21 protein-coding genes are annotated in these 22365 nt (G+C 61.8%); 9 read left to right on the top strand and 12 right to left on the bottom strand.

The window, feature by feature from the left end; all coding sequences use genetic code 11:
* Window positions 1–984 precede the first annotated feature (984 nt).
* Window positions 985–1713 (top strand): hypothetical protein, encoded by a 729-nt coding sequence (locus tag ACQR1W_RS08980; protein WP_434850420.1) that lies wholly within the window; start codon window positions 985–987, stop codon window positions 1711–1713.
* A gap of 903 nt (window positions 1714–2616) precedes the next feature.
* On the opposite strand, the gene ACQR1W_RS08975 is transcribed toward ACQR1W_RS08980, so the two are convergent.
* Both ACQR1W_RS08975 and ACQR1W_RS08970 read right to left on the bottom strand, forming a co-directional pair.
* Complete coding sequence (locus ACQR1W_RS08975) at window positions 2617–3363, bottom strand: haloacid dehalogenase type II (RefSeq protein WP_434850419.1); 747 nt, start codon at window positions 3361–3363, stop codon at window positions 2617–2619.
* A gap of 267 nt (window positions 3364–3630) precedes the next feature.
* Window positions 3631–4320: an IclR family transcriptional regulator gene (locus tag ACQR1W_RS08970; protein ID WP_434850418.1), complete on the bottom strand. Its 690-nt coding sequence runs from the start codon at window positions 4318–4320 to the stop codon at window positions 3631–3633.
* A 168-nt stretch (window positions 4321–4488) separates the two neighbouring features.
* On the opposite strand from ACQR1W_RS08970, the gene ACQR1W_RS08965 reads away from it, so the two are divergent.
* Genes ACQR1W_RS08965 through ACQR1W_RS08940 form a run of 6 tightly spaced genes read left to right on the top strand, consistent with a single transcriptional unit; the run spans window position 4489 to window position 10186 of the window.
* Window positions 4489–5280 (top strand): ABC transporter ATP-binding protein, encoded by a 792-nt coding sequence (locus ACQR1W_RS08965; RefSeq protein WP_434850417.1) that lies wholly within the window; start codon window positions 4489–4491, stop codon window positions 5278–5280.
* Window positions 5264–6037, top strand: a complete 774-nt coding sequence (locus tag ACQR1W_RS08960) for an ABC transporter permease (protein ID WP_434850416.1) — start codon at window positions 5264–5266, stop codon at window positions 6035–6037. Before ACQR1W_RS08965 ends, ACQR1W_RS08960 begins: the two co-directional genes overlap by 17 nt.
* Before the next feature lie 23 nt (window positions 6038–6060).
* A complete protein-coding gene (locus ACQR1W_RS08955) occupies window positions 6061–7083 on the top strand; it encodes an ABC transporter substrate-binding protein (RefSeq protein WP_434850415.1) in 1023 nt (340 codons plus the stop codon).
* A gap of 52 nt (window positions 7084–7135) precedes the next feature.
* On the top strand, window positions 7136–8401 hold the full coding sequence (locus ACQR1W_RS08950) for a CaiB/BaiF CoA transferase family protein (protein WP_434850414.1): 1266 nt from the start codon (window positions 7136–7138) through the stop codon (window positions 8399–8401).
* Window positions 8402–8459: 58 nt separating this feature from the next.
* A complete protein-coding gene (locus tag ACQR1W_RS08945) occupies window positions 8460–9284 on the top strand; it encodes a citryl-CoA lyase (RefSeq protein WP_434850413.1) in 825 nt (274 codons plus the stop codon).
* Between the two features lie 2 nt (window positions 9285–9286).
* Window positions 9287–10186, top strand: a complete 900-nt coding sequence (locus ACQR1W_RS08940) for an SMP-30/gluconolactonase/LRE family protein (RefSeq protein ID WP_434850412.1) — start codon at window positions 9287–9289, stop codon at window positions 10184–10186.
* On the opposite strand, the gene ACQR1W_RS08935 is transcribed toward ACQR1W_RS08940, so the two are convergent.
* From ACQR1W_RS08935 to ACQR1W_RS08890, 10 genes are all read right to left on the bottom strand, one after another.
* Window positions 10183–11196, bottom strand: a complete 1014-nt coding sequence (locus tag ACQR1W_RS08935) for a Rieske 2Fe-2S domain-containing protein (RefSeq protein WP_434850411.1) — start codon at window positions 11194–11196, stop codon at window positions 10183–10185. The genes ACQR1W_RS08940 and ACQR1W_RS08935 overlap by 4 nt on opposite strands.
* 18 nt (window positions 11197–11214) lie before the next feature.
* A complete protein-coding gene (locus ACQR1W_RS08930; protein ID WP_434850410.1) occupies window positions 11215–12576 on the bottom strand; it encodes an amidohydrolase family protein in 1362 nt (453 codons plus the stop codon).
* Window positions 12573–13373 (bottom strand): ABC transporter permease, encoded by an 801-nt coding sequence (locus ACQR1W_RS08925; protein ID WP_434850409.1) that lies wholly within the window; start codon window positions 13371–13373, stop codon window positions 12573–12575. The genes ACQR1W_RS08930 and ACQR1W_RS08925 overlap by 4 nt, the downstream gene beginning before the upstream one ends.
* Window positions 13370–14224 (bottom strand): ABC transporter ATP-binding protein, encoded by an 855-nt coding sequence (locus ACQR1W_RS08920; protein ID WP_434850408.1) that lies wholly within the window; start codon window positions 14222–14224, stop codon window positions 13370–13372. The genes ACQR1W_RS08925 and ACQR1W_RS08920 overlap by 4 nt, the downstream gene beginning before the upstream one ends.
* A gap of 11 nt (window positions 14225–14235) precedes the next feature.
* Entirely contained in the window at window positions 14236–15231 is a 996-nt protein-coding gene (locus tag ACQR1W_RS08915) for an ABC transporter substrate-binding protein (RefSeq protein WP_434850407.1), read from the bottom strand.
* 392 nt (window positions 15232–15623) lie between these two features.
* The gene (locus ACQR1W_RS08910) at window positions 15624–16727 is read right to left on the bottom strand and encodes a hypothetical protein (protein WP_434850406.1); all 1104 of its coding nucleotides are present in this window, start codon (window positions 16725–16727) and stop codon (window positions 15624–15626) included.
* A 346-nt stretch (window positions 16728–17073) separates the two neighbouring features.
* Window positions 17074–17658, bottom strand: coding sequence for an NAD(P)H-dependent oxidoreductase (locus ACQR1W_RS08905; protein ID WP_434850405.1), 585 nt, complete (start codon window positions 17656–17658; stop codon window positions 17074–17076).
* Between the two features lie 3 nt (window positions 17659–17661).
* Entirely contained in the window at window positions 17662–19017 is a 1356-nt protein-coding gene (locus tag ACQR1W_RS08900) for an FAD-binding oxidoreductase (RefSeq protein WP_434850404.1), read from the bottom strand.
* Window positions 19014–19841: a cysteine hydrolase family protein gene (locus tag ACQR1W_RS08895; RefSeq protein WP_434850403.1), complete on the bottom strand. Its 828-nt coding sequence runs from the start codon at window positions 19839–19841 to the stop codon at window positions 19014–19016. The genes ACQR1W_RS08900 and ACQR1W_RS08895 overlap by 4 nt, the downstream gene beginning before the upstream one ends.
* A 3-nt stretch (window positions 19842–19844) precedes the next feature.
* On the bottom strand, window positions 19845–20300 hold the full coding sequence (locus tag ACQR1W_RS08890) for a cupin domain-containing protein (RefSeq protein WP_434850402.1): 456 nt from the start codon (window positions 20298–20300) through the stop codon (window positions 19845–19847).
* A 5-nt stretch (window positions 20301–20305) separates the two neighbouring features.
* On the opposite strand from ACQR1W_RS08890, the gene ACQR1W_RS08885 reads away from it, so the two are divergent.
* Together ACQR1W_RS08885 and ACQR1W_RS08880 are read left to right on the top strand one after the other, a co-directional pair.
* Window positions 20306–21310: a LysR family transcriptional regulator gene (locus ACQR1W_RS08885; RefSeq protein WP_434850401.1), complete on the top strand. Its 1005-nt coding sequence runs from the start codon at window positions 20306–20308 to the stop codon at window positions 21308–21310.
* A 205-nt stretch (window positions 21311–21515) separates the two neighbouring features.
* Window positions 21516–22346, top strand: a complete 831-nt coding sequence (locus ACQR1W_RS08880) for a creatininase family protein (protein ID WP_434850400.1) — start codon at window positions 21516–21518, stop codon at window positions 22344–22346.
* Window positions 22347–22365 lie beyond the last annotated feature (19 nt).

The following is a 22365-nucleotide window of genomic DNA, read 5'->3' as shown; positions in this document are numbered from 1 at the left end:
CGCTTCCGCTTCATCTGTCCGTCCTTCGTCAGGGCGGACTCTAAATCCTTCTGGAGGAAATTCTTAGGGGCAGGTCAACCGCAACCTCGAAACAATCGCGTCAGGGGCGGGGATCAACACCCAGGACATTGTCGGACTGGATCAAGCAACAAGAGCGCAGTCGTGGGAGATATTGACCGTCCATCGCGCGACGGTTTGGAAGTCTCGACAAGCAGCTCCACGGCAAGGGATCTCCAAAATTTCTTTCGTGTCGTGACACAATCTAATGTTGCTTTCTATCATTATATGCAATTTAAAATTAGCACCGACGATTCTTGCAAGGATTTTGGAACATGATTTCGTGGGCAACGAGTGGGACCATACTCTCCACGCTGATCAGGTTCGCAAGGCGGGTAGCAGATTGGTGGTCAAGCGGGCGACCGCCGTTTCTGGCGCCCACATTGGCGCCGTTCAGTGACCCTGAAATGTTGAGGGCCTTCAGGGTTACACTGAAGAATGTTTCGTCGGTCAAAGTACAACTCCATTCGATATTCATTCGAGCACCTAAAGGCGCAGAATTTGCAATTTCCTGGCACGTACCGATGACGATTATCGGCGGCGTGTCCTCGCCCAAGATCGAATGGGAGCGATCAAGGGGAATACCGGCTTGATCAGTCGCTTGATCCGGGGGAAGACTACGATTGTGAGATAGGCATCCCATCGGGTTTCGCCATTTCCGCTTCTCGCAAGCCGCCGGTCACGATCTCCGTCAAATTCAGGACTCTCGGCACGGAGGAACGCACAGTCATTCAAGACATCAAACGGCGGATATCAGTCGATTAGCTAATCCGTAGCCTGAATTTCGGTAACAGCGCTGGACTGGACCCCTGTGCTATAAGTTGCACAACCGGCAGCAAAGCATCATTTCCAGCGGTTGAGGAGGCGTCAGCCGTGGGTCCTCCTTGCTAAGGGCTAGCTTCAGCGAAATTGAACGGAGAAGTCAGAATGGCCAAAAATAAGAGAAGAAAGGGCGGAAAGGAAAGGATACGCCAAGCTGATCCGGCCAGAGATGGATTGGCCTACAAGATGTTGAACCACTTCATCCCATACGAAGTAGGTATGATGCGGGCACTCTTCGAACGTTTATCGGCAGGATCGCCTTCGCAGCTTCAGCGCAACGCGGAGATTGAGGCGTTTCACATTCACGCACGCAATCTGATTGAGTTCTTCACGAACGACAAGCAATGCGCTATCGATCCGAGAACTTTTGCGGATTCAAGTTATACCGTGAACGGCAACTTCATTCCGAAGAAGCTTGAAAGCAAGATCAGTCAGCAAATCGTGCATCTCACACATGAACGCACCGATGTCGAAAAGGACAAGCTGAGCGATAGCGAGCGAGGTGAGACGCTTAGGTTCATCGAAGCTCAAATACGACGATTTGAAAAGGCTCTAAAGCCCGAATGGCAACAGGGGTGGCGCGACGGCCTCACAAGGATGAACTTCAGTGGTCCCGTCGGCCCGAATCCGCGCGCACAGCAGACAACCGGTCCAACTGGTCCAATTAGACCGGTTCACTTTGCGAGCACTGCGAATTTGGTAGCCGGAGCAACAAATCACATCGAAGCGACTTCATCTCAGCCCACCGCTGGCGCGCTCTTTCCTGAACGAGCATCGGACATGCCCCAGAAGACCGAAATTCGCACGGACTACGATCGTGACCGGAGCATCTGATCGCTAGGCGAGCACGTATACACCATCGGACAGATTTGGATTTCAGCTCGACTGAAGATACCGATCTGGAATTTAATTTCACAGGCGAGGAATTGATTCTCCAAGCGGAGCTTTCGCGACGCGAAGAAACGGAATCGTATTTCCTTCGTGAAGCTAAACATTGCGTCGGCCTAAAGTACGTTCGCCTTAGCAGGCGGACGTACGACCAAGATCAGCTTAAACGACCTCGGCTCGACATCGCCCTCCGCATCCCACCTATGCCCAAACTGCCCGTCGTGCCACTCTGTCGCAGGGTGTGCGGCTTGCAGCGTCGGGCAAATCAGAACGATCATCCTCGCCGTCTCGCGCTCACTGGAGGGGCGTTTCGCGATCGTCACGGACCGTGGAGCGTGGGATGCGGTGGCCGCATCGGGTCGCAGTGCGCGTTTCGCGTGCGGACGAACGACCTGGTCGCGGACGGTCAAGCCGTGTGGTCTCGGCACCCCGACGCTGGTGTCCCGCGCAACGCGCCTTGAAGGCGCGTGATCGCGAAAGCGACGAGGCCTCGCCTCGCGCGGAGGGGGCAAGAAAGCCCGGTCCCCTGGGAGAGCACGGAGCAGCCGTTAAGACCATCGCGCAGGGAAGGCCGGATGTTCGGCCAATCCTGTGGTGACTGCCGCCTGCTTTTCTTGTTGCAGGCGGGCCATGGGTGCGGCCTGCACCCGGCCTTCCCTGCGCCCTCCTCATTGAAGGGCGTCCATCTGGCAAAGCTCGGACGCTGATCGCGCCGCGGGGCTGCGAAGTCGCGCCGCCAGACCAGAGATCGAGGGAAAAGCGCCTGATATGGCGCGCACTCGGAATAAAGCTCGTATGGGATTGAGATGCAACGTTTTGCGTGGACCACACAGAGAACCAGGCCAGTTGCTAGGCTCCCAATGCGCTGGCGAGAGCGACAAAGCTGTCCGTGTAGATATCGAACCAGGTCTCCGATGCGGTATCAACGGTCCCGCCCGGGCCGAACTCCAATTCGCGCGCCACGAAGGCCGTGCGCATCCCGAATGCGCGCGCGGCTTTCAGATCGTATTTGTGGCATGCGACCATCAAGATCTCCCCAGGCTGATAACCGAGGTAATCGACTGCGAGCTGGTAAACCGCAGGAGCCGGCTTGTAACTGTGTGCAAGCTCAGCCGTCAGCACGGCGTCAAAGGGCAGGCCGGCATGCTTGACCACCGCGACCACCGCGGCCATGCCCGCATTGGAAAGGGTGGCTGTGACGAAGCGCCGCCGCAGTCGCGTCAGTCCTTCGACACTGTCCGGCCAGGGATCAAGCCGAGTCCAGATTTGATTGAGCTCATCTCGCTCGGCCGGCGTGAAGACTGCCGACAGCCCCTGGCGCTCCAGCAGCGTATCCAGAGCTTCGCGATAAATGCGGTCCACACGCAGCCATGGTCGGCGCCGCGCGATGACGTGATCGAGCGCTTGGCGGTAGAGATCGCGCCATTCAGAGGACAGGGCTGCCCAATCGATATCGAGGCCCTTGGCCTGGTTCAGGGCATGACCCAAGCGCAGGATCGGCTGGTAGAAATCCACGCATGTGCCCTGAACATCGAAGGCGAGCGCACGAACCGCTTCCAGGGCCCGGTCATGTCTCGCAAAAACCCGCTCCGTCACGGCCTTCCTCTCCGTTCAACTCATCCGGCCAGGTGGCCCGGATCGTGCGCAATGGCGCAACATCGGATCGACGACGGGTTGTAGGGATGGAATTCTCCGATGGGAACGATGGCATCCGCGAAATGGTGACACAGTGTCACGTTGTGACTGCGACCTTCGCCGATTTGTCATCTTTGTGTGTGCGCGGCCTGGTCGCGCATGTCGGTGCACGAGCGGCGGTTGAGAGGTTGGAAGATGAGCGAAGGCGGCGCGCGGCGCTGGCGCGCTCTAACCCTCGGCGGGAGGAAGAAATCCGCTCAACGCTTTCGCTTCGGCCATCAGGGCTTCGATCGCAACCCGGATCGCCTGCTCGTCGAAGCGGGTGCGGATCGAGGACACCGACAGCGCGCCGCGGAGCTTGCCGTGCACATCGATGACCGGCACAGCTGCAGCGGCGACCTCGGGGTCGCGTTCGCCTGCAGACAGATGAAAGCCCCTGGCGCGGATGGCTCGGCTGTCGGGGTCGTCGCCATTGCCGAAAGCGACGAGAACGCGTCCTGCGGCGCCGCGGTCGATCGGCAGCCGCTGGCCCTCCTCGAGATGGTGCCGCACCGACCGTGGAGAGTTGAGCCGATAGAGGCAGATGCGTTCGTTGCCGTCGGCGATGTAGAACGAGGCGGTCTCGCCGGTCGCATCGACCAGGCGGCGCAAGCATGGCCTGACCACATCGCCGAGATCGAGGCTGCGCTGATACAGCGCACCGAGCCGCCACAGCTCCTGTCCGGGGCGGAACAGACGATCGGCGCCTCGCACCAGGAATCCCTCGGCCTCGAGCGTCGCAGCCAACCGCAGCACCGTGCTCTTGTAGAGATCGGTCGCGTCCGCAATTTCGGTCAACGACATCGCTGCACGATCCGAATTGAACGCCTTCAGGATCGCCAGCGCGCGCGCCACCGCATCGACACCCGTCTTGGCCAAGCCCGCTTCCCCATGAGTTCTGCTGTACAGAACAAATATTGAAAATGGCGCCGATAGTCCATCAAAAACGATGAATGCCAATTCTATTGCACAGAACCCGCTTGACTCGCCTGATCGCTGCTGCCATTGAGTTGCACGTATCAGAATAAGTTCTGCGGGATGAAACAAATGGATGAGCGGCCCCCGCTGGCGGTGGACCTCAGCAATGTGATGATCCGCTTCGGCGACTTCGTTGCTGTGCGGAGCATGGATCTCGCGGTCGGCGAGACCGAGTTCGTTGCGGTCGTTGGACCGACCGGCTGTGGCAAGTCCACCATTCTCAACACGGTCACCGGATTGCTGCGGCCCTCAGCCGGCGATGTCCGCATTTTTGGCAAGGCGCTCGCGGGACTTAACGAGCAGTCTGGCTACATGCTGCAGCAGGACGGCCTGCTGCCGTGGAAGACCGCCGAGGACAATGTCGGGCTCGGCCTCGTCTTTCAGGGCAAGCCGATCACGGACGCGCGCGAGAAGGCACGCGTCTGGCTCGCCAAGGTCGGGCTCAAGGGTTTCGAGAAGCGCTACCCGCATCAGCTCTCGGGTGGCCAGCGCAAGCGTGTCGCGATGGCCCAGACCCTGATCATGGAGCCGCGGATCGTGCTGATGGACGAGCCGTTCTCGGCACTCGACGTCCACACCCGCCGTCTGATGCACCGCATCCTGCTTGACCTCTGGCAAGCCGACCGGCGCTCGCTGATCTTCATCACCCACGATCTCGACGAGGCCATCACGCTGGCGGACCGGGTGGTCGTGATGTCGGCCGGCCCCGGCAGCCGCATGGTCGGTGACGTCAGGATCTCGCTGCCGCGGCCGCGCGACGTGTCGGCGCTGCAGACCACCGACGAATTCATGGCGCTCTATCGCGAGATCTGGTCGCTGCTCGGAGCCGAAGTGGAGAAGAGCTATGCCACGCAGGCTTAAGATCCTCCTCACCCAGCTCGCGATCGTGCTCGGCGTGATCTGCTTGTGGGAGGCAGGCGTCCGCGCCGGCCTGATCGATTCCTTCTTCTTCCCGGCTCCGTCGGCGCTCGCCGCGCGGATCGCCGAATGGGCAGGCAGCCAGGATTTCTGGACGGATGTCGCCACCACGCTGGCGGAAACCGTGCTGTCCTTCATCGCCGGAATCGGCATCGGCACGGTGCTCGGCATCTGGCTGGGCTTAAGCCCGTTTGCCGCCGACGTGGTTCAGCCCTTCATCAAGATGTTCAACGCGATCCCGCGCATCCTGCTCGGGCCGATTTTCGTGATCTGGTTCGGTCTCGGCCTGACCTCCAAGGTCGCGCTTGGCGTGACCTTGGTGCTGTTCGTCGCCTTCTTCAACACCTTCCAGGGCATCCGCGAAGTCAATCCGGTCGTGCTCGCCAATGCCCGGCTGCTGCGGGCATCGCGTGCCTCGCTGTTGCGCCACGTCTATCTGCCCTCGGCCACCACCTGGATCTTGTCGAGCCTGCGCGTCTCGGTCGGCATGGCCGTGATGGGCGCGGTGGTGGCCGAATATCTCGGCTCGTCCGCCGGACTGGGCCACCTGATCGCGCAGGCCGAAGGCGTGCTCGATGCCACCGGCGTGTTCGCCGGAATCGTCGTGCTGTCGGCCTTCGTGGTCGCGCTCGACGCCATCGTCGACCGGATCGAGAAGCGCCTCTTGGTCTGGCGGCCGGCCCATGTTCACGAAGCCTGATCGATACCGGGGAGGATAAAAAGATGCGCGTCGCAACTCGCCTGTTTGCCGCAATGCTGGCCGTCGTCCTATCGGGCGCCACTGCCCATGCCGCCGAGCCCGAGAAGCCCAAGCTGAAGCTTGCGGTCGGCTCACAGATTCTCAACTACATGCCGCTCGAGCTCGGCGTGAAGCTCGGCATGTTCAAGGAGGAAGGGCTCGACGTCACCGTCGAGAATTTCCAGGCGGGCGGCTCCAAGGCCCTGCAGGCGCTGATCGGCGGCTCGGTCGACGGTACGGTCGGCTTCTATGACCACACGATCCAGATGCAGGCCCAGGGCAAGGAGATCACCTGCGTCTTCCTGCTCAACGAGACGCCCGGCGTGCTGCTCGGCGTCCGCAAGGATCTCGCCGACCAGGTCAAGTCCGGCGCCGATCTCAAGGGCCTCAAGCTCGGAATCACCACGCCCGGCTCGTCGACCGATACGATGGCGCGCTTCTACCTCAAGAAGTCCGGGTTGACGCCGCGCGATGTCAGCATCATCGCGGTCGGCAGCGGTGCTCCCGGCATGGTGGCGCTCGAAGCCAAGACCATCGATGCGCTGGTCTATTTCGATCCCACGGCGACCCTGCTGGCGCGCAAGAATGCCGCCAGGCCGCTATTCGATGCACGCACAGTCGAAGGCTCCAGGCAGGCGTTCGGCGGCGCCTATCCCAGCGCCTGCCTCTATCTGCCCCAGGCGTTCATCGACAAGAATCCGGAAACCACGCAACGCATGGTCAATGCGATGCTCAAGACCCATCGCTGGATCCATTCGGTGCCGACTGAACAGCTGGTCGATGCGATCCCGACCGGCTACAAGACCGACAATCGCGACGTCAACATAGAAATCCTGAACGCCTCCAAGGCCCTGTTCTCGCAAACCGGCCTGATGGATATCGAAGCCGCCAAGGTGCCGCTCGCAGTGCTGAGCGATTACGACCCCAAGATCGCCGCCGCCAAGATCGATCTCACCAAGACCTTCACTAATCGCTTCGTCGAACACGCGGCGAAGCAGCTGAAGTAATCGACCGGCGCGTCACGCCATACGCGGGCGCCGCGCGAGAAGGAAGTTCGTCATGTCCCTGCCGCTCAACGGCGTCCGTGTCCTCGATCTGTCGAACGTGCTTGCGGGTCCGTTCTGCGGCTATCACCTCGCGCGCCTCGGCGCCGAGGTGATCAAGATCGAGAACCCGAAAGGCGGCGATCTGGCGCGGCGACTGGGCGCGGATGCCGAGCGCGCCGAGCGTCTGCAGGGACTGTCGTTCGTCGCCGTCAATGCCGGCAAGCAGTCGGTCGCGCTCGATCTCAAGTCGGAGGCCGGACGTGATGTATTCCTGCGCATGGTGGATCAAGCCGACGTACTGCTGGAAAACTTCCGCCCCGACGTCATGAAGCGGCTGGGCCTCGGCTTCGAGGTGCTGAGCGCGCGCAATCCGCGCCTGGTCTATTGCGCGATCTCAGGCTTCGGCCAAAGCGGGCCATGGGCGGGCCGCCCGGCCTACGACCAGATCGTGCAGGGCCTGTCGGGCGCGATGAGCGTCACCGGCGATGCGCAATCGGCGCCCTTGCGTACGGGGTTTCCGATCTCCGATACCATCGCCGGCCTGACCGCGGGGTTCGCGATCTCATCGGCGCTGGTCGAGCAGCGCCAGACCGGCCGCGGCCGCTTCATTGACGTATCCCTGCTCGAGGCGACCCTGGCCGCGATGGGCTGGGTGGTCTCCAATCATCTGAATGCAGGCGTCGAACCGCAGCCGATGGGCAACCAGAACTTCACCGCCGCTCCGTCTGGCACGTTCCGGACCGCGACCGGGCCTTTGAACATCGCCGCCAATGAGCATAAGCAATATCACGCGCTGTGCGACATTATCGGTCGGCCCGATCTCAAGACAGATCCGCGCTTTTCGCGCCGTGACCTGCGCAAGCTCAATCGGAACGCGCTCAATCACGAATTGAACGAGAGTCTGCAGTCGCGCTCCGCCGAAGAGTGGGAGGCGGCACTGAACGACGCCGGCGTGCCGGCCGGGCGCGTGCTCAGCGTTGCCGAGGTGCTGCAAGAGAAGCAGCTGCGTGACCGCCACTTCGTTGAGACCTTGCCGGCGGAGCCGGGGGCTGCGCAGCCGTTGCGGGTGACGCGGCCGGGCTTTCGCCTTGATGAGGACTACCCGGCCCCGTCCCAACCGCCGGTGCTCGGCGCCGATACCGAACGATGGCTGGCGCGGCTCGGCTATTCCTATGCGGACATCGAGGACCTCGTCGCAAGCGGTGCGGCCGGCACGCCCAATCATGGCGACGCTTACTGGTCGGGACTGCGGGCGCCGCGGGGCGGCGCGGAGACATGAGCAGTCGCGCGAAAGCCGCATCGCTGCGCGAGGGCCCGCGGCAAGAAAGGAAACGACCATGACGGAGCAGGATGTGCTGGCGCAGGCCGCGCGCTGGTGGCGGACATCGATCTGCGACATCGCGCCGGGCCGCATCGCCTATCGCGGCTACCCGATCGAGGAGCTGATCGGCCGCATCTCGTTTCCCGCTATGATCTGGCTGATGCTGCGCGGAGATCTGCCGACGGCCGCCCAGGAACGTCTTTTGCAGGCAGCCCTCGTCGCCTCCGTCGATCATGGCCCTCATGCGCCCTCGATCGCCATCGCGCAGATGGCGGTCAGTTGCGGGCTGCCGCTCAACGGCGCCATGGCGTCGGCGATCAATACGCTCGACGATGTCCATGGTGGCGCCGGCGAGCAGGCGGTGGCGCTCTACGACGATGTGCTACTACGCGCCAAAGCGCTGGAGATCGACGCAGCAGCTGCTGAAGCCATCGACCATTTCACGACGACGCACGGCAAATATCTGCCGGGCTTCGGCCATCGCTTTCATCCCGTCGATCCGCGCGCCGCTCCCTTGCTGGGGCTGGTCGATCAGGCCGTGTCAGACAGTGCCGTCAGCGGCCGCTACGCCGCAGCCGCGCGCGCGATCGAGCGGGTGATGCAGGCGCGCAAGGGCAGGCTGATCCCAATGAATATCGACGGCGCCACCGCCGTCATCTATGGCGAACTCGGCTTCGCACCGCCGCTCGCCCGCGGCATCTTCTGCCTGTCGCGGGCGGTTGGCATTCTCGCCCATGCCTGGGAGCAGACCGGGCGCAAGGATCGCAACAAGGGGCCGATGCCAAAGCAGTTCGGCTACAAATATGAGGGCGAGCCCCACCGCAGCCTCGATGTAACCTGATCATGATGTATCTCGATGCACCTCCTCGCTTGATCGAGACGCGCCTGTTCTCCACCATGCCTGCGGAGTTCCGTAGGAGCGGCGTCCGCTCGGCTTGGGCCGATGCAAACAAGGGCGGACACCCGGTGGACAGCTTCATCGAGGGGCCTGCCTTCGATCGGGACGGGCATCTCTATCTGGTCGACATTCCCTTCGGCCGCATCTTCAAAGTGGCGCCCAACGGGACGTGGTCGCTGGTCATCGAATATGAAGGCTGGCCGAACGGCCTCAAGATCACCGCCGGCGGTCGCATCCTGGTCGCAGACTACATGAACGGGCTGATGGAGCTGGATCCGGCACGTGGGACGATCCGTGCCCTTCTCGGCCACCGCAATTCGGAGTCCTTCAAGGGCTGCAACGATCTTCACATCGGACTGGCCGGCGAGATCTTCTTCACCGATCAGGGCCAGACCGGATTGCACGATCCGACCGGCCGGGTGTTCCGGCTGAGCCCGGATGGCCGGCTGGATAGGCTGATCGCGAACGGGCCGAGTCCGAACGGTCTCGTGCTCGATCCCCATGGCACCGTGCTGTTCGTTGCGATGACGCGCGACAACAGCATCTGGCGCGTCCCCTTGATGCGCGACGGCAGCGTCGCCAAGGTCGGACGCTTCGCCTCCTTCTTCGGCACCAGCGGGCCGGACGGCCTGGCGCGCGACAGCAAGGGGCGTCTGTACGTCGCGCACGCCTCGCTCGGCCATGTCTTCGTGCTGGCGCCGAACGGCGAATGCATCGCGCGCATCAGGTCCTGCGCCGGTCCCACCTGCACCAATGTCGCCCTCGATGAGGCCGGCAAACGGCTGATCGTGACGGAATCATCGACCGGATCGCTGCTGGTGGCGGATTGGCCGGAAGATCTCTAGCACCGCTGCTCTTCTTCGCCATGCTGCCGAAAGAGCTCGAGCAAGCGCTTGCGCATGATCATGCCGGGGCGGTCGGACGGCATATGCATCTCGATCTTGCGGCCCATATCGACGATGGCGTCGGGATCAGTCGATTCCAGCATGTCGCGATCTTCGGCGATGATCGCGGCATCCCAGTCGATCAGCTCCTGCGTCGAGCAGTCGGCCTCGGTGTCGTTGCGGAACAGCAGCTGAACAACCTGGATCTGTCCATCCGAGATCGGCGTCGCGCAGTTGAAGATGATGTGACGGATACCTGACGGATATTCCATGTCGAGACGACGGCAGAACGGCATGAACCATTTGTTGCGTTGATGACGTCTGGTCATCGGCTCCTTCGTGCCGGTGATCCTATAGGCATCGGGCGGGTTTCGAACCGTGATGATGGTCTCGGCATCGAAGCCGGCATCAGACTCGACGATCTCATACTTCTCCGGCTTGGGCTGATTGATATCGCCGAAAGTCCCCTTGTGAACGAAGGCGAAGTGGGCATTGTCGAAAGAATTTTCCATCAGCCGCAACGCCGCCGTGTTCCATTTGTCATAGAACTGATTGATGCGGCGATAGCCCGGCATATCGTCCTCGGGGATCGAGGGGATGTCGCTCAGGGGCTCATCGAGGGCCACCCAGACATAGCCATAACGGGCCTTGGCACGGAACGAGCGCGCCTTCGCCTCCGGGACAGGCTGCTCGAACGGAAACTGCGGGATCATCACCAGCTTGCCGTCGCGATCGTATTCCCAGCCATGATAGCCACAGACGATGTTGCCGTTGTTGCACCAACCCTTCGACAGCCTTGCGGTGCGGTGGCAGCAGCGATCTTCCAGCGCGGCGGGCTCGCTCTTGGCATCGAGGAACAGCACGATCGGCTCGCCCAGCAGGGTGAAAGGCTTCGGACCATCCTTGAGATGATCGACCGGCATCAGCGCATACCAGAACCGGCGCAGCACGGGCTGCTTCGTGCTCAACATGACTTGTCCTCCCTGAGCCTATGCGGCCAGGCGCGTGATGACGCGCGCGGCATCGGTTTTGAGCTTTTGCAGATCGAGCCCAGGGATACCGCCATCCTCGACGACGATACGGCCGCCGATCAGGAGATAGCGGAGTTTGGGCGAGCCGCCGCAGGTCACCGGCGCAACCAGAGGATCGTGCATGCCGAAATGACGGGGTTCATCAAGATTGAAGATGGCGATATCGGCCTGCTGCCCCGGCGCCAGCGTGCCAACATGGGGCATGCCGAGCACACGGGCACCGCCCGCGGTTGCCCAGTGCACGATGTCCTCCGCCGTCACGGCGCCCGCACCCTTCACTGCCCGATGGGTGTGCCAGGCGCTGTGCATCTCGCAGAGCATGTCGGCCGCTTCATTGGAGGCGGCTCCGTCGACGCCGAGCGAGACCGCACCTCCGAGGCGCGCCATCGCATCGGCGGGCGCGACGCCTGAGCCGAGGCGGCAGTTGGATTGCGGACAATGCGCCATTCCGGTGCCGGTGCTCGCCAGGATCCGCACCTCCTCCTCGTCGAGATGCACCAGATGCGCGAACCATACGTCCTCGCCCAGCCAGTCGTGATCGGCCAGCCAATGTACCGGACGCTTGCCGTGGACGGACATGCAGAACTCGACATAGTCGGCCGTTTCCGACAGATGGCTGTGCAGCCGCACCCCCATGCGCCGCGCTGCCGCGATCACTTCGCGCAGTTCGCCGGGATCGAGCGACCAGGTCGGCGTGGTCGGCGCCAGCGCAACCCGCGACAGGCTATTCGGCGACGAATCGTGGAAACGCTGCGCGCACGCCTCCACCGACTGTAACATGCGATCGAGCGTTTCAACCGGCATCGCTGCAAATTTGCCGGTATCGACGTGGCGCGCCGTGGTGCCGCCACCGCGGCAAAACACCAGGCGAATGCCGAGACTGCGCGCGACATCGAAGATGACCTGAGCCGGGTCGAACCGGAAGGTGTCGCTGAAGAGATAATGATGGTCGGCGACCGTCGTCGTGCCCGACAGCAGCAGTTCCACGAGTCCGATCCGGGCCGCGACCGCGAGCGCCTCCTCGTCGAATTTCGACCAGAACCGATAGGGCACCGCGCGCAGCCAGCCGGCCAGCGGCAGGTCGATCCCGGAGCGTACGCCCTTCAAGACGCTCTGGAACAGATGATGATGCGTCGAGACCAGACCGGGATAGACCACGCCGCCCCGCGCATCGAGCCGTTCCTCGCCCGCCTCCGGCGCGAGCGCGCCGATTGCAACGATCACACCGTCACGGATGCGAATCTGGCCAGTGGTGCGCATTGCGGCGCCGGGCAGGCCGGTGAAGATGCCTGCAGCATTGTCGATCAGCATCGCGGTCATGTCTCGGTCCTGGTCTCACTGTCGTGCCAATTCGCCAGAGCCAGTTGCGACAGCGCGACCATGGCCGCGAACAACAACACGCCGGTCAACGTGATCAGGAACAGCGCAGCAAACATCCGGGGAATATCGAGGGAGAACCCCGCATCCAGGATTTCGTAGGCGAGCCCCGACGAACGACCGCCGGTGCCTGCTACGAACTCCGCGACCACGGCCCCTATCAGCGCGAGGCCGCTCGATATCCGCAAACCGCCGAAGAAATAGGGCAGTGCGCCGGGAATGCGCAGCTTGACCAGCGTCTTGAAACGGCTGGCGCGATTCATCCGAAAGAAGCTCGCAAGTCCGGGGTCCACGCTGCGCAGGCCGAGCGTCGTGTTCGAGATGATCGGAAACAGCGCCACCAGCGTGGCACAGATGGTCAGCGACAGCTGGGTGTTCTTGACCAGGATGATGATGAGCGGTGCGATCGCCACCACCGGAGTCACCTGCAGGAGCACAGCGTAGGGAAACAGGCTGACTTCGATCGCCCGGCTCTGCACGAACATGAAGGCGATCAGCGTGCCGAGAATGACGGCCGCCACGAATGCCTGCAAGGTCACGCGCAAGGTCACAAGCAGCGCACGGAGCAGCGAGGGGCCATGTTGCAGGAAGCTGTTAAAAACGTCGCTCGGCTTCGGAAATAGATAGACGGGAACGGCAGCCAGCCGAAAACCGATCTCCCAAACCGCGAACAGCACGACCCCGACCGCAAGCGGGGCTGCGATACACACGAACGTCTCGGATTCGAACAGCGGCTTCACTTTTGCCCTCCCCCGGCCGATTGCAGGGACGCCTCGGTGAGCCACGTCGACAATTCGCGGCAATAGGCTGAAAATTGAGGACTATCGCGAAATCCCTGATCGCGTGGCTGCGGATGATCGATGGTCATGACGCGGAAGATGCGCCCCGGGTTGGCAGCCATGACGATGATCCGGGTCGAGAGGAACACAGCCTCGTAGATCGAATGGGTGACGAACACCGTGGTCAGCTTGCGTTCCCACGACAGAGTGACGAGATCATCGTCGAGCCTGTTGCGCGTGAACTCGTCGAGCGCGCCGAACGGCTCGTCCATCAACAGGAGATTTGGGTTCGTGACGAGGGCACGTGCGATGGAGACGCGCATCTTCATGCCGCCGGAGAGCTGCCTTGGAAAATGCCGGTTGAATGCAGAGAGACCGACGCGCGCAATGGCATCGGCAACCTTCGGATCCGCGATGGCTCGCGGCATGTTGGCGAACTCGAGCGGCAAGCGGACGTTGGCCTCGACCCGCGCCCACGGCATCAAGGTCGGCTCCTGAAACACGAATGCGAGGCGCCGGCCCTCCTGCCCCACTTGCGTGAAATCGCCACGCCACCACAACAGCCGGCCATCGGAGGGTTCGATGAGATTGGCGATCAGCTTGAGCAAGGTGCTCTTGCCGCAACCGGATGGCCCGATCAGGGTCAGGAATTCGCCCTCGACTATGGCAAGGTCGATCGGCGCCAGGCCGCGCGCACCGTTGGCAAAAACCTTCTCGGCAGACAGGACCTCGACCGCCGGCGGCCGGTCATCAGCAGTCGTGGTCTGCTTTGCCCTCTCCTCGAGCGGCTCAACGGGCAACAGCGCCGTCATCTCAGCTTCCCCTACTTCAGACCGATCTTCAGGTTCCTGACGAACCGGTCGTCGAACGACTTCTGCCAATCCACCTTCGGATCGAGCAGGCCGCCGGCGACCAGGAAATCGTAGATCTGCCTGTAACGATCGGCCGTGATGATGCCGACACCGAGCGTTGCAGCGTCGCCACGGTCGATTGCCTTCATCTCCTTCATTCGCTCGACCGCGAACGCGAGCTGCCCGTCCGTCATCTTCGGATTGTCGGCCTTGATAAGCGCATTTCCGGGCGCGGGATCCTTCATGTAGTCGTACCAGCCTTCCAGCGAGGCCTTGACGAACCGCTCCACCACGCCGGGTTTTTCAGCGATCATCTTCTCGGTCGTGACGATTGTTGAGCCATAAGGCGGGTAGCCGCCATCAGCGAGCAGGAAGAACTTGACCTTCTCATGCTGCTGCTCGGCTTGATACGGCTCGGACGACGGATAGGCCTGCTGGGCCACCGTCTTGTCGGCGAAGAAGGGCTGCAGATTGAAGGTATAGGGGCGGATCTGGTCGTCGGTATAGCCGTATTTGGTACGCAGCCAGGGCCAGAATGTCGTGCGCGCCGATCCGGCAATCAGGATCGGCCGCCCCTTGAGCGCGCCGAGATCGGCGACGTCGTCATGGGCCATGATGCCCTGCAGGTCGAACTGGAACGAGGAAGCGACTGTCACAAGCGGCAGGTTCTGCTCGCGTCCCTTGAGAACCTGGATGTCGTAGCCCATCATGAAATCGGTATCGCCTGCCAGCAGAAGCTGTGAGCCGTTCACCTGCGGGCCGCCCATCTTGATCGTGACATCCAGGCCGGCCTTCTCGTACAGCCCGGTCGCCTTGGCCTGGTAGAACCCGCCATGTTCAGCTTGCGCGAACCAGCTCGTCAGGAACGTTACCTTGTCGGCAGCCCGCGCCGGCGTAAAGGCGGCGGCCAATGCTGCGCTCGCCAACAGACCGGCTGCGATCATTCTGGACAGAGTTTTCACGGCCATACTTGTGCCCTTCTGCATCTCGCCGGCCTCGACCGGCGAGCAGTGTGCTGAGAGACTTCCGAGCTTTTAGGATGCCTAAGCAGACTGTCACCTCAAAGCATTTTAATTCGAGCAATCCGTTGCCTTTCGAGCAACGCCGCTTTCGTGTGCAGGTGGCCTCGGCCGACGAGATCGGTCGCGCTCCATCGACCCATCCCCTTCGCAGGCCTCGGTCCATTAAGCAGAGCCGAACATGGGCTTGGCAGGACAGGACCGAGTAGCCCTGCGCATCTTGTTACCCGCTCAGCGATGCTGATTTCATGGGCAACTGGCTGCCAGAGATAGGCACAAGGTGGGCTGCGAGGGCGAAGGGCCTCGTGCCGGTGACCAAGTCGTCACCGGCACGGAGTTCGTCAGAACTTCATGGTGACGCCGGCATAAACCGTCTCCTCCGTACAGCTATTGTTGCTGCTTCCTTTGAAAAGACAGCTTGAGCTGCGATTGTGATCGAGGCCGAACTTGTTCTGCCAGTAGCGGTACGCAACCCAGAGATCGACCAGGTGGGCGTAGCGCGGTCCCCAGAGTGCCTTGCTCGCGTCGAATGTCAGGCGAATGGGCTCCGAGTTCAATGTCACCACAGTGGGCGTGCTGACGACCGGATTCTTCTCGTAACCTTTTGGTCCCTGCCAGGCGGCTCGGCCGCTGATCGACCAAAACTGCATGTTCTCCGGCAGGAAGCCTAGATCCATGTAGTAATTCGCCTCCACCGACCAGGTGGGATTGAAACTCCGCTCGCCGTCGGCGAGACAGGTGGCGCCGGCGGCGGGATAAGGAATGCCGGCTCCAAAGAGGCCGCATTGTGCGAAGGCGTTGCGGCTGGAATATTCCCAGTAAGCAAGCGGCGCGACGTTGACGTAGCCCTTGTAAGGCAGGTCAAAGGCAAACTGCAGACCGGCCACGACGGCGCGTTTGGAGTTCGCCAGGAAGCTGTTTTCCGTGTTCGCGTCCATGCCGACATCAAATGAAATGTTGTGGAGCGGCCCGATCGCGAACGCCTTGGTGTTGAATATCTCGTTCCACCCGAAGGTCGAACGAAACAGACCGTAAATTTCAGTCATCCCGGCGCAACTGGCCGGCAAGCCGGATACGCTGCTCACGATGGCGCCGGACGAGTTGGTAAGGCACGGATTGGCCGGATCGTTATGATCCGACTTCAACATGGAGACCGAGAGGAAATTGGTACCATACGCCCAGACGTCGAAATGCGTGAAAGCGTAGACTTGCTTCGCCGTGGTACCGTTGACGCTTCCGTTCGGTCGAACGCTGAAAAGACCAGGATCAGTCGCCTTTGGCATCCACGCATATGTCAGGCGGTCATCGACCACGAGAAAGAACGGAAGATCGGGCGTCTTCTTGACGGACTTGACCGCCAGGTCGTCTGCGCGGGCAAAGCCATCTGCATTCAGAGCAATCAGCGACAGAGCCGCCGCAGTCAGGAATCGTCGAAGATCGAACATTGAGTGTGCCCCTGGTTTGACAAGCGGGCGCTCGCAACCGTTCGCAGCGACGGCTTCGTCGCTACGGCTGTGGCTCGAGCATTTTACAAGGAGCGTCCCCCGACGACTGCGTCCTCGCCCGTACTCAAGATGCACAGGCAAGCTGTCGCCTAGAAGCATTTTGATTCGAGCAATGCGTTGCCTTTCAGATCACGCGCGAATATTTGCCGACATGCTGCACCAACATTGCTGATGCACGACAACATTCGCCGGCGGCGTCGAACACGTAGCTGATCTGTTCGTTAGTAGTAGGCCGCATGGTCAATCGCGTCCACGCGCGCGGCGTGATGCGCTTCGCGAGACGCGGCTAGAACCGGCTCATGTCCCGCGCCACCTTTGCAAGAAAGCGCCTGCGCTTCTCCGCGGTCGCGACGTTCATGTGGTAAAGCGCGTAATAGCGCACGCGCGCCTTGCCGCCGGTGAACCAGGGCAGATAGCGCTTGATGATCTTGCGCGGCGGATCGGCCATGCCGATCGCCTGCCAGCGCGGCCGGCCATAGGTCGCAATGCCCGTAATGCGTTCGATGTGTTGCAGCATCGGTTTCGCATGACCTGGATCTGAGAGATCGAGCGCGATGCCCGGGCCGAACATGCGGTCGAACCAGCCTTTGAGCATCGCCGGGGGTCCGAACGACCAGGTCGGAAACTGCACGATCAGCGCGTTCGCCGCCATCAGGCGCGCGGCATAGGCCTCGTTGTTGAGCCGGTTGCGCACGGGATCGTGGTAGTCGCGGCGGCGCTCCGCGTTCAGGACGGGATCAAACCCCTCGGCATAGAGATCGAGCAGATCCACCGTGTGGCCAGCCCGCGCGAGCCCGGCGAGCGCCTCGGCTCGAATGGCCGCATGGAAGCTGTCGGCGAGCGGATGGCAATACACGTAAAGTACGCGCATCGCTCATCCCCTCGCGCTGACAAAGCTCCGCATCTTGCCGGGATTGAGCAGGCCGTGCGGATCGACCTCATGCTTGAAGCCGAGTTGGTCCGCATCGGCGCGCTTGTAGCGGCTGCCGTCCTCAATGGTGAAGACGTGTGGATTGGCGATGAAGACACCGCGCTCCTCGTGCAGACGGATGATCTCGTTCAGGCGGTCCGCATCGGTGTAGCGGATCACCGGCAAGCTGCTGCACGTGACCCGGCCGCCAAAGCGAATGAATTCGAGGTGCTGCAGGACCTCATCCGGAAACAGCTCGCGCATCTCGGCGACCTTTTCCAGCACACGGTCATGAGGGTAGAGACATTGCAGGTAGGTCACGGAGCGATCGCTCTTCAAGACCTGCAGCGTGGTGTGATTCCAGCAATATTCATAGAGCGGGACCCGGCTCGGGCTGTCATCGGTCGGCGTCTCCAGCGTGATCGTGCCGCGGCCACCGAGTAGCGACTTGAAACTCTCAAGAGACGGCGCGGCGATCATCGCCATCAGCACGCTCTTACCCTCGGGACAATGCGGCTTCAGCGCGCCAAAATAGGAGGGCAACGGCCAGGTGACGGGCGAGAGAACCTTCTTCACGATCCCATCGGCGAGAGCAGCCTCGTAACCGAACGCCGCAGCTTCGATGAAATCGTCAAAGGCGACCACGACGTCGATCCAGTTCCACGCCGGCGCCAGCGGCATTTCCAGCGCCGTGATGATCCCGGTGGTGCCATAGGCGCGATTGACCTTCTGCGCCGCGTCGCCGCGCAATTCAATCACGCGCGGCTCCTCCTCGAGGGTCACGATCCGCGCTGCCAGAATGTTGCCCGGCTCCCGCAAGCCGCCATAGGTCACGGACCCGATCCCGCCCGACCCGCCCGCAACAAAGCCGCCGATCGTCGCCATGCGCTTGGTCGATGGATGCAACCGCAACTCCCACCCCTGCGCCTGCGCAGCGGCATCGATCGCGTTCATCTTCGCGCCCGCGCCGACCCGGACAGCGCCGGGCTTGATCCATTCGATGGTCTCGAGCCCCGAGATATCGAGCAGCACGCCGCCTTCGAGCGGCACAGCCTGCCCGTAATTGCCGGTCCCTCCTCCACGCACAGTAACCGGCACCCGGTGGCGCGCGCAGACGGATGCAATCCGAATTACATCGTCCTCGTTGCGGGGCAATGCGATCAGATCGGCCGACTTGCCATCGAGTTGTGCGTTCAGGATAGGGCTATACCAGAAGAAATCGCGCGACCTCCGGCGCAGGGCCTTCTGTTCGGTGACGACCGGAATGTCGCCGAGATCGGCCATAAGCCGGTCCAGCGCATCGACTGCGACATCGCTCACGATCGGTCACTCCTGGATGGACGCTGGGCGAGCTCAGACGCAATGACCTCGGATCTGACCACGAAGCCAAAGCACTGGTTAACATTGTAGATCGTTGCGGCCATGCAGTAGTCGGGCGACGTCGTGGCGGCACAGTCCTCCAGAAGCACGCAATCGTAGCCTCGGAAATTCGCATCCTGCAACGTGCAGAGCACGCACTGATCGGCGTTCACGCCCGCGAACAGCAGCGTGGTCACGCCGAGATTGCGAAGAATGCTGTCGAGCTCGGTGTCCTGGAATCCGGACATCCGGTACTTCGCGACATGGACGTCGGTTGGCGCGACCGGAAGCTCATCGACAATGGCCGCCGACCAACTGCCCCGCTCCAGCACCTTTGCCCCCGAGCCCGGCAGCGCGTCACCCAGACCAATGCCAACGCCGCTCGGTTTGTAGACATGCAGCAGCGACGGGCTGAGGTTGAGGCGGTCGGGCCGATTGCCCCAATTGAGCCAGATGATCGGCACCGAAGAGCCGCGCAGCATCGGAATCAACCGGCGCAACGGCGCGATCGGACGGCGTGCCGGCGCGATATCGACGCCGATGTGCGCCAGCCAACCTTCGGAGTGGCAGAAGTCGTTCTGCATGTCGACGACGACGAGCGCAGTGCGGGCAAGGTCGAACGTGATCAGCTTGCCCTGCGCCTTGACCGTGATCGGTCGTGGCAGGACCACTTGCCGCACCAGATTCGCGCGATCGTCGGAAACCATCCAGCTATTTGATCCGGTCGATCCGAGCGGCAGCAAGCCTTCGTCGTTGATGGCAGGATCGGTCGATACCGCGTCCATGGATCAGAGCCCTTGCAGAACGCGGATATCCTCGGCGTCGAGCTCCACCGGTTCGCCGCCGCGGATCAATTCGGAAAAGCCCTCGTTGGGTGTCATCACGGTAAGCGTGTAGAGCTTGCCTGGTCCCGTATTCTCGATGACGTGCTCGGAGCCGGGATGCAACAAGAGCGAGTCCCCTTTCTTGATCGGCAGGACCTTGCCGTCGCAGCGCGCAACGCCAACCCCGTGCAACACGTGAAAAAACTCGTGCGCGGAAGCATGCTCGTTGGGCGGCGTCGCCCCACCAGGTTGGAAAATCTCGATGACGAAGATGTTGCCGATCCGGTCCGTCACCTGATCGAACAGGACCGCGAAATAGTTGGTGTCCTTCGGCGAAATGCGAAAGGCCTTCGCACGCGTGAGTTCGGCAACGCTGAACGACATATGATGAATTCCCTTCGACAGTGCGCGTGTCGTCATCATGCATGTCGCATGCCCCAACGTCACTTCAAAGCGCTTTAATTCGACAGACCCGTTGCCTTTTTGGCAACGAAACGCCATCCTTCGCAATTCATTGGGGGGCAAGGATGCTTCACAGCCGGCTGCTGAACTATGTCGATGAGGTCGCCCGTACGGGCTCGATACGCAAGGCAGCGGACCGTCTGAATGTCGCAGCGTCGGCGATTAGTCGCCAAATTCTGGCACTCGAAACCCAGCTGGGAACGCCCATCTTCCAGCGCCTTCCCAAGAAGCTGATCCTCACCGCCGCCGGCGAAGTGCTGATCGGACATGTTCGTCAGACGCTCAAGGAGCTGACCCGGACACAGATCAAGATCGAGGAATTGAAAGGCCTGCGTCGGGGCGAGATCACAGTGGCGATGATGAGCGGCCTCGCCTCGAACCTCGTCCCCAGTACCGTCAAGGAGTTTCGAGCTGCCAATCCGAGGGTCAAGCTCAATCTGACGCTGTTCAATACGGGAGCGGAGATCCAGCTCGCTGTTGCCAATGGTGAAGCGGATCTCGGCATCGGATTCGACTTCGGCAAGGACAGCAGCCTGAAAGTCCTGGCCCGAGGCGTCGGTCGGCTCGGCGCAGTCATGGCGCCCAATCACCCGCTGGCCAAGCGAACCAGCATCCGCCTCAGCGATTGCACCGACTACCCGCTGGTCATCGCCGACAGCACCAGTGCGATCCGGCCGTATCTGGATACGGCTTTCGCCCGCGTCGCGATCGACCTGCAGCCGGCGATCGAGACGAACTCGATCGAGATCATGCGGCACGCAGTCATTTTGAACGACGGCATCACTTTCTTGACGCCGTTCGACGTCGAGTCCGAACGGCGTGCCGGGCGGCTGACCTATGTGACCATTCGAGAGCTCGCCCACGACACTCAGGCGCTGATGCTGATCGGCCATGTTCGCGGGACCAGCGCTATCGCGAGCGTGTTGGCGGAGATGCTGAAGGCCATGATCAGGGACGTTGCCGAGTAAAAGGCGGCCAGCGGTGGACGCGCAGCGTGATGATGGCAGCCATCTGCGGGCCACATCGCGTTGCCGAAAGGGCAACACAACAGGCTAAATTAAGCACTTTTCATACCTGAGTGGATATCTGACAGTGAGGTGGCCCGAAAAGTCGTGGCCCGATGCTGCGAAAATGCCACGCGCATCCTGCTCGCTAAAACGGAAAAGCGCTGAGATGAAGCTGAAATCGCACTGGTGGTGGGACCTTTCTGCCGAGGATTTCCGTCGCCTCGACGTGGAGAGGATCGTCGCTGTTCTGCCGGTCGGCGCCGTCGAGCAACACGGACCACATCTGCCCGTCCGCGTTGACACCGCCATCGTCGAGGGCATCATGCAGCATGCAGTTGCACGGATGGCCGACGACTTTCCGGCGCTCATCCTGCCAACAATGTCTATCGGAAAATCGAATGAGCATTCCGCGTTCCCGGGGACGTTGACGCTGTCGGCGGAAACTCTCGGGCGCCTTTGGTACGAGGTCTGCGAAAGCGTTCACAGAGCTGGGGTCCGCAAGGTTGTCTTCGTCAATTCGCACGGAGGGCAGCCGCAAGTCATGGAGATCGTCTGCCGCGAGCTCCGCATCAGGCTTGGAATGCTCGCCGTCTCCTCGCAGTGGTCGCGCTTCACGGACATGTCCGACCTTTTCACCGCGACCGAGCGCAAGCATGGAATCCATGCTGGGGAAATCGAGACCAGCGCGATGCTCTATCTTCATCCCGGTCTGGTCGACATGACCCTTGCCGAGGATTTTCGGTCGCTGTCTCAGACCCTGGAGACAGAATGCGAAATCCTGATGCCGGAGAGCCATGCAGTTGGATTTGGTTGGCAAATGCAGGACATCAATCCCAAGGGCGCATGCGGCAATGCAGCCCTCGCAGATGACAAGCGTGGCCAACAAGCGATCGACCGCGCGGCCAGTCGCCTGATCAAGCTGATCTCCGAGGTCGACAACTATCCGCTCTCTCGCATCAGGGCGACAGCGGACCCGGCGCCACCGACCAAGGATTGAGTCTGCGGCAGGCGGGCGA

The organism is Bradyrhizobium sp. HKCCYLS1011 (assembly GCF_051167795.1).
In the GTDB taxonomy this organism is placed as follows: domain Bacteria; phylum Pseudomonadota; class Alphaproteobacteria; order Rhizobiales; family Xanthobacteraceae; genus Bradyrhizobium.
The sequence above is the reverse complement of the archived record's forward strand: the minus strand, read 5'-3'. Positions and strand labels throughout refer to the sequence as shown.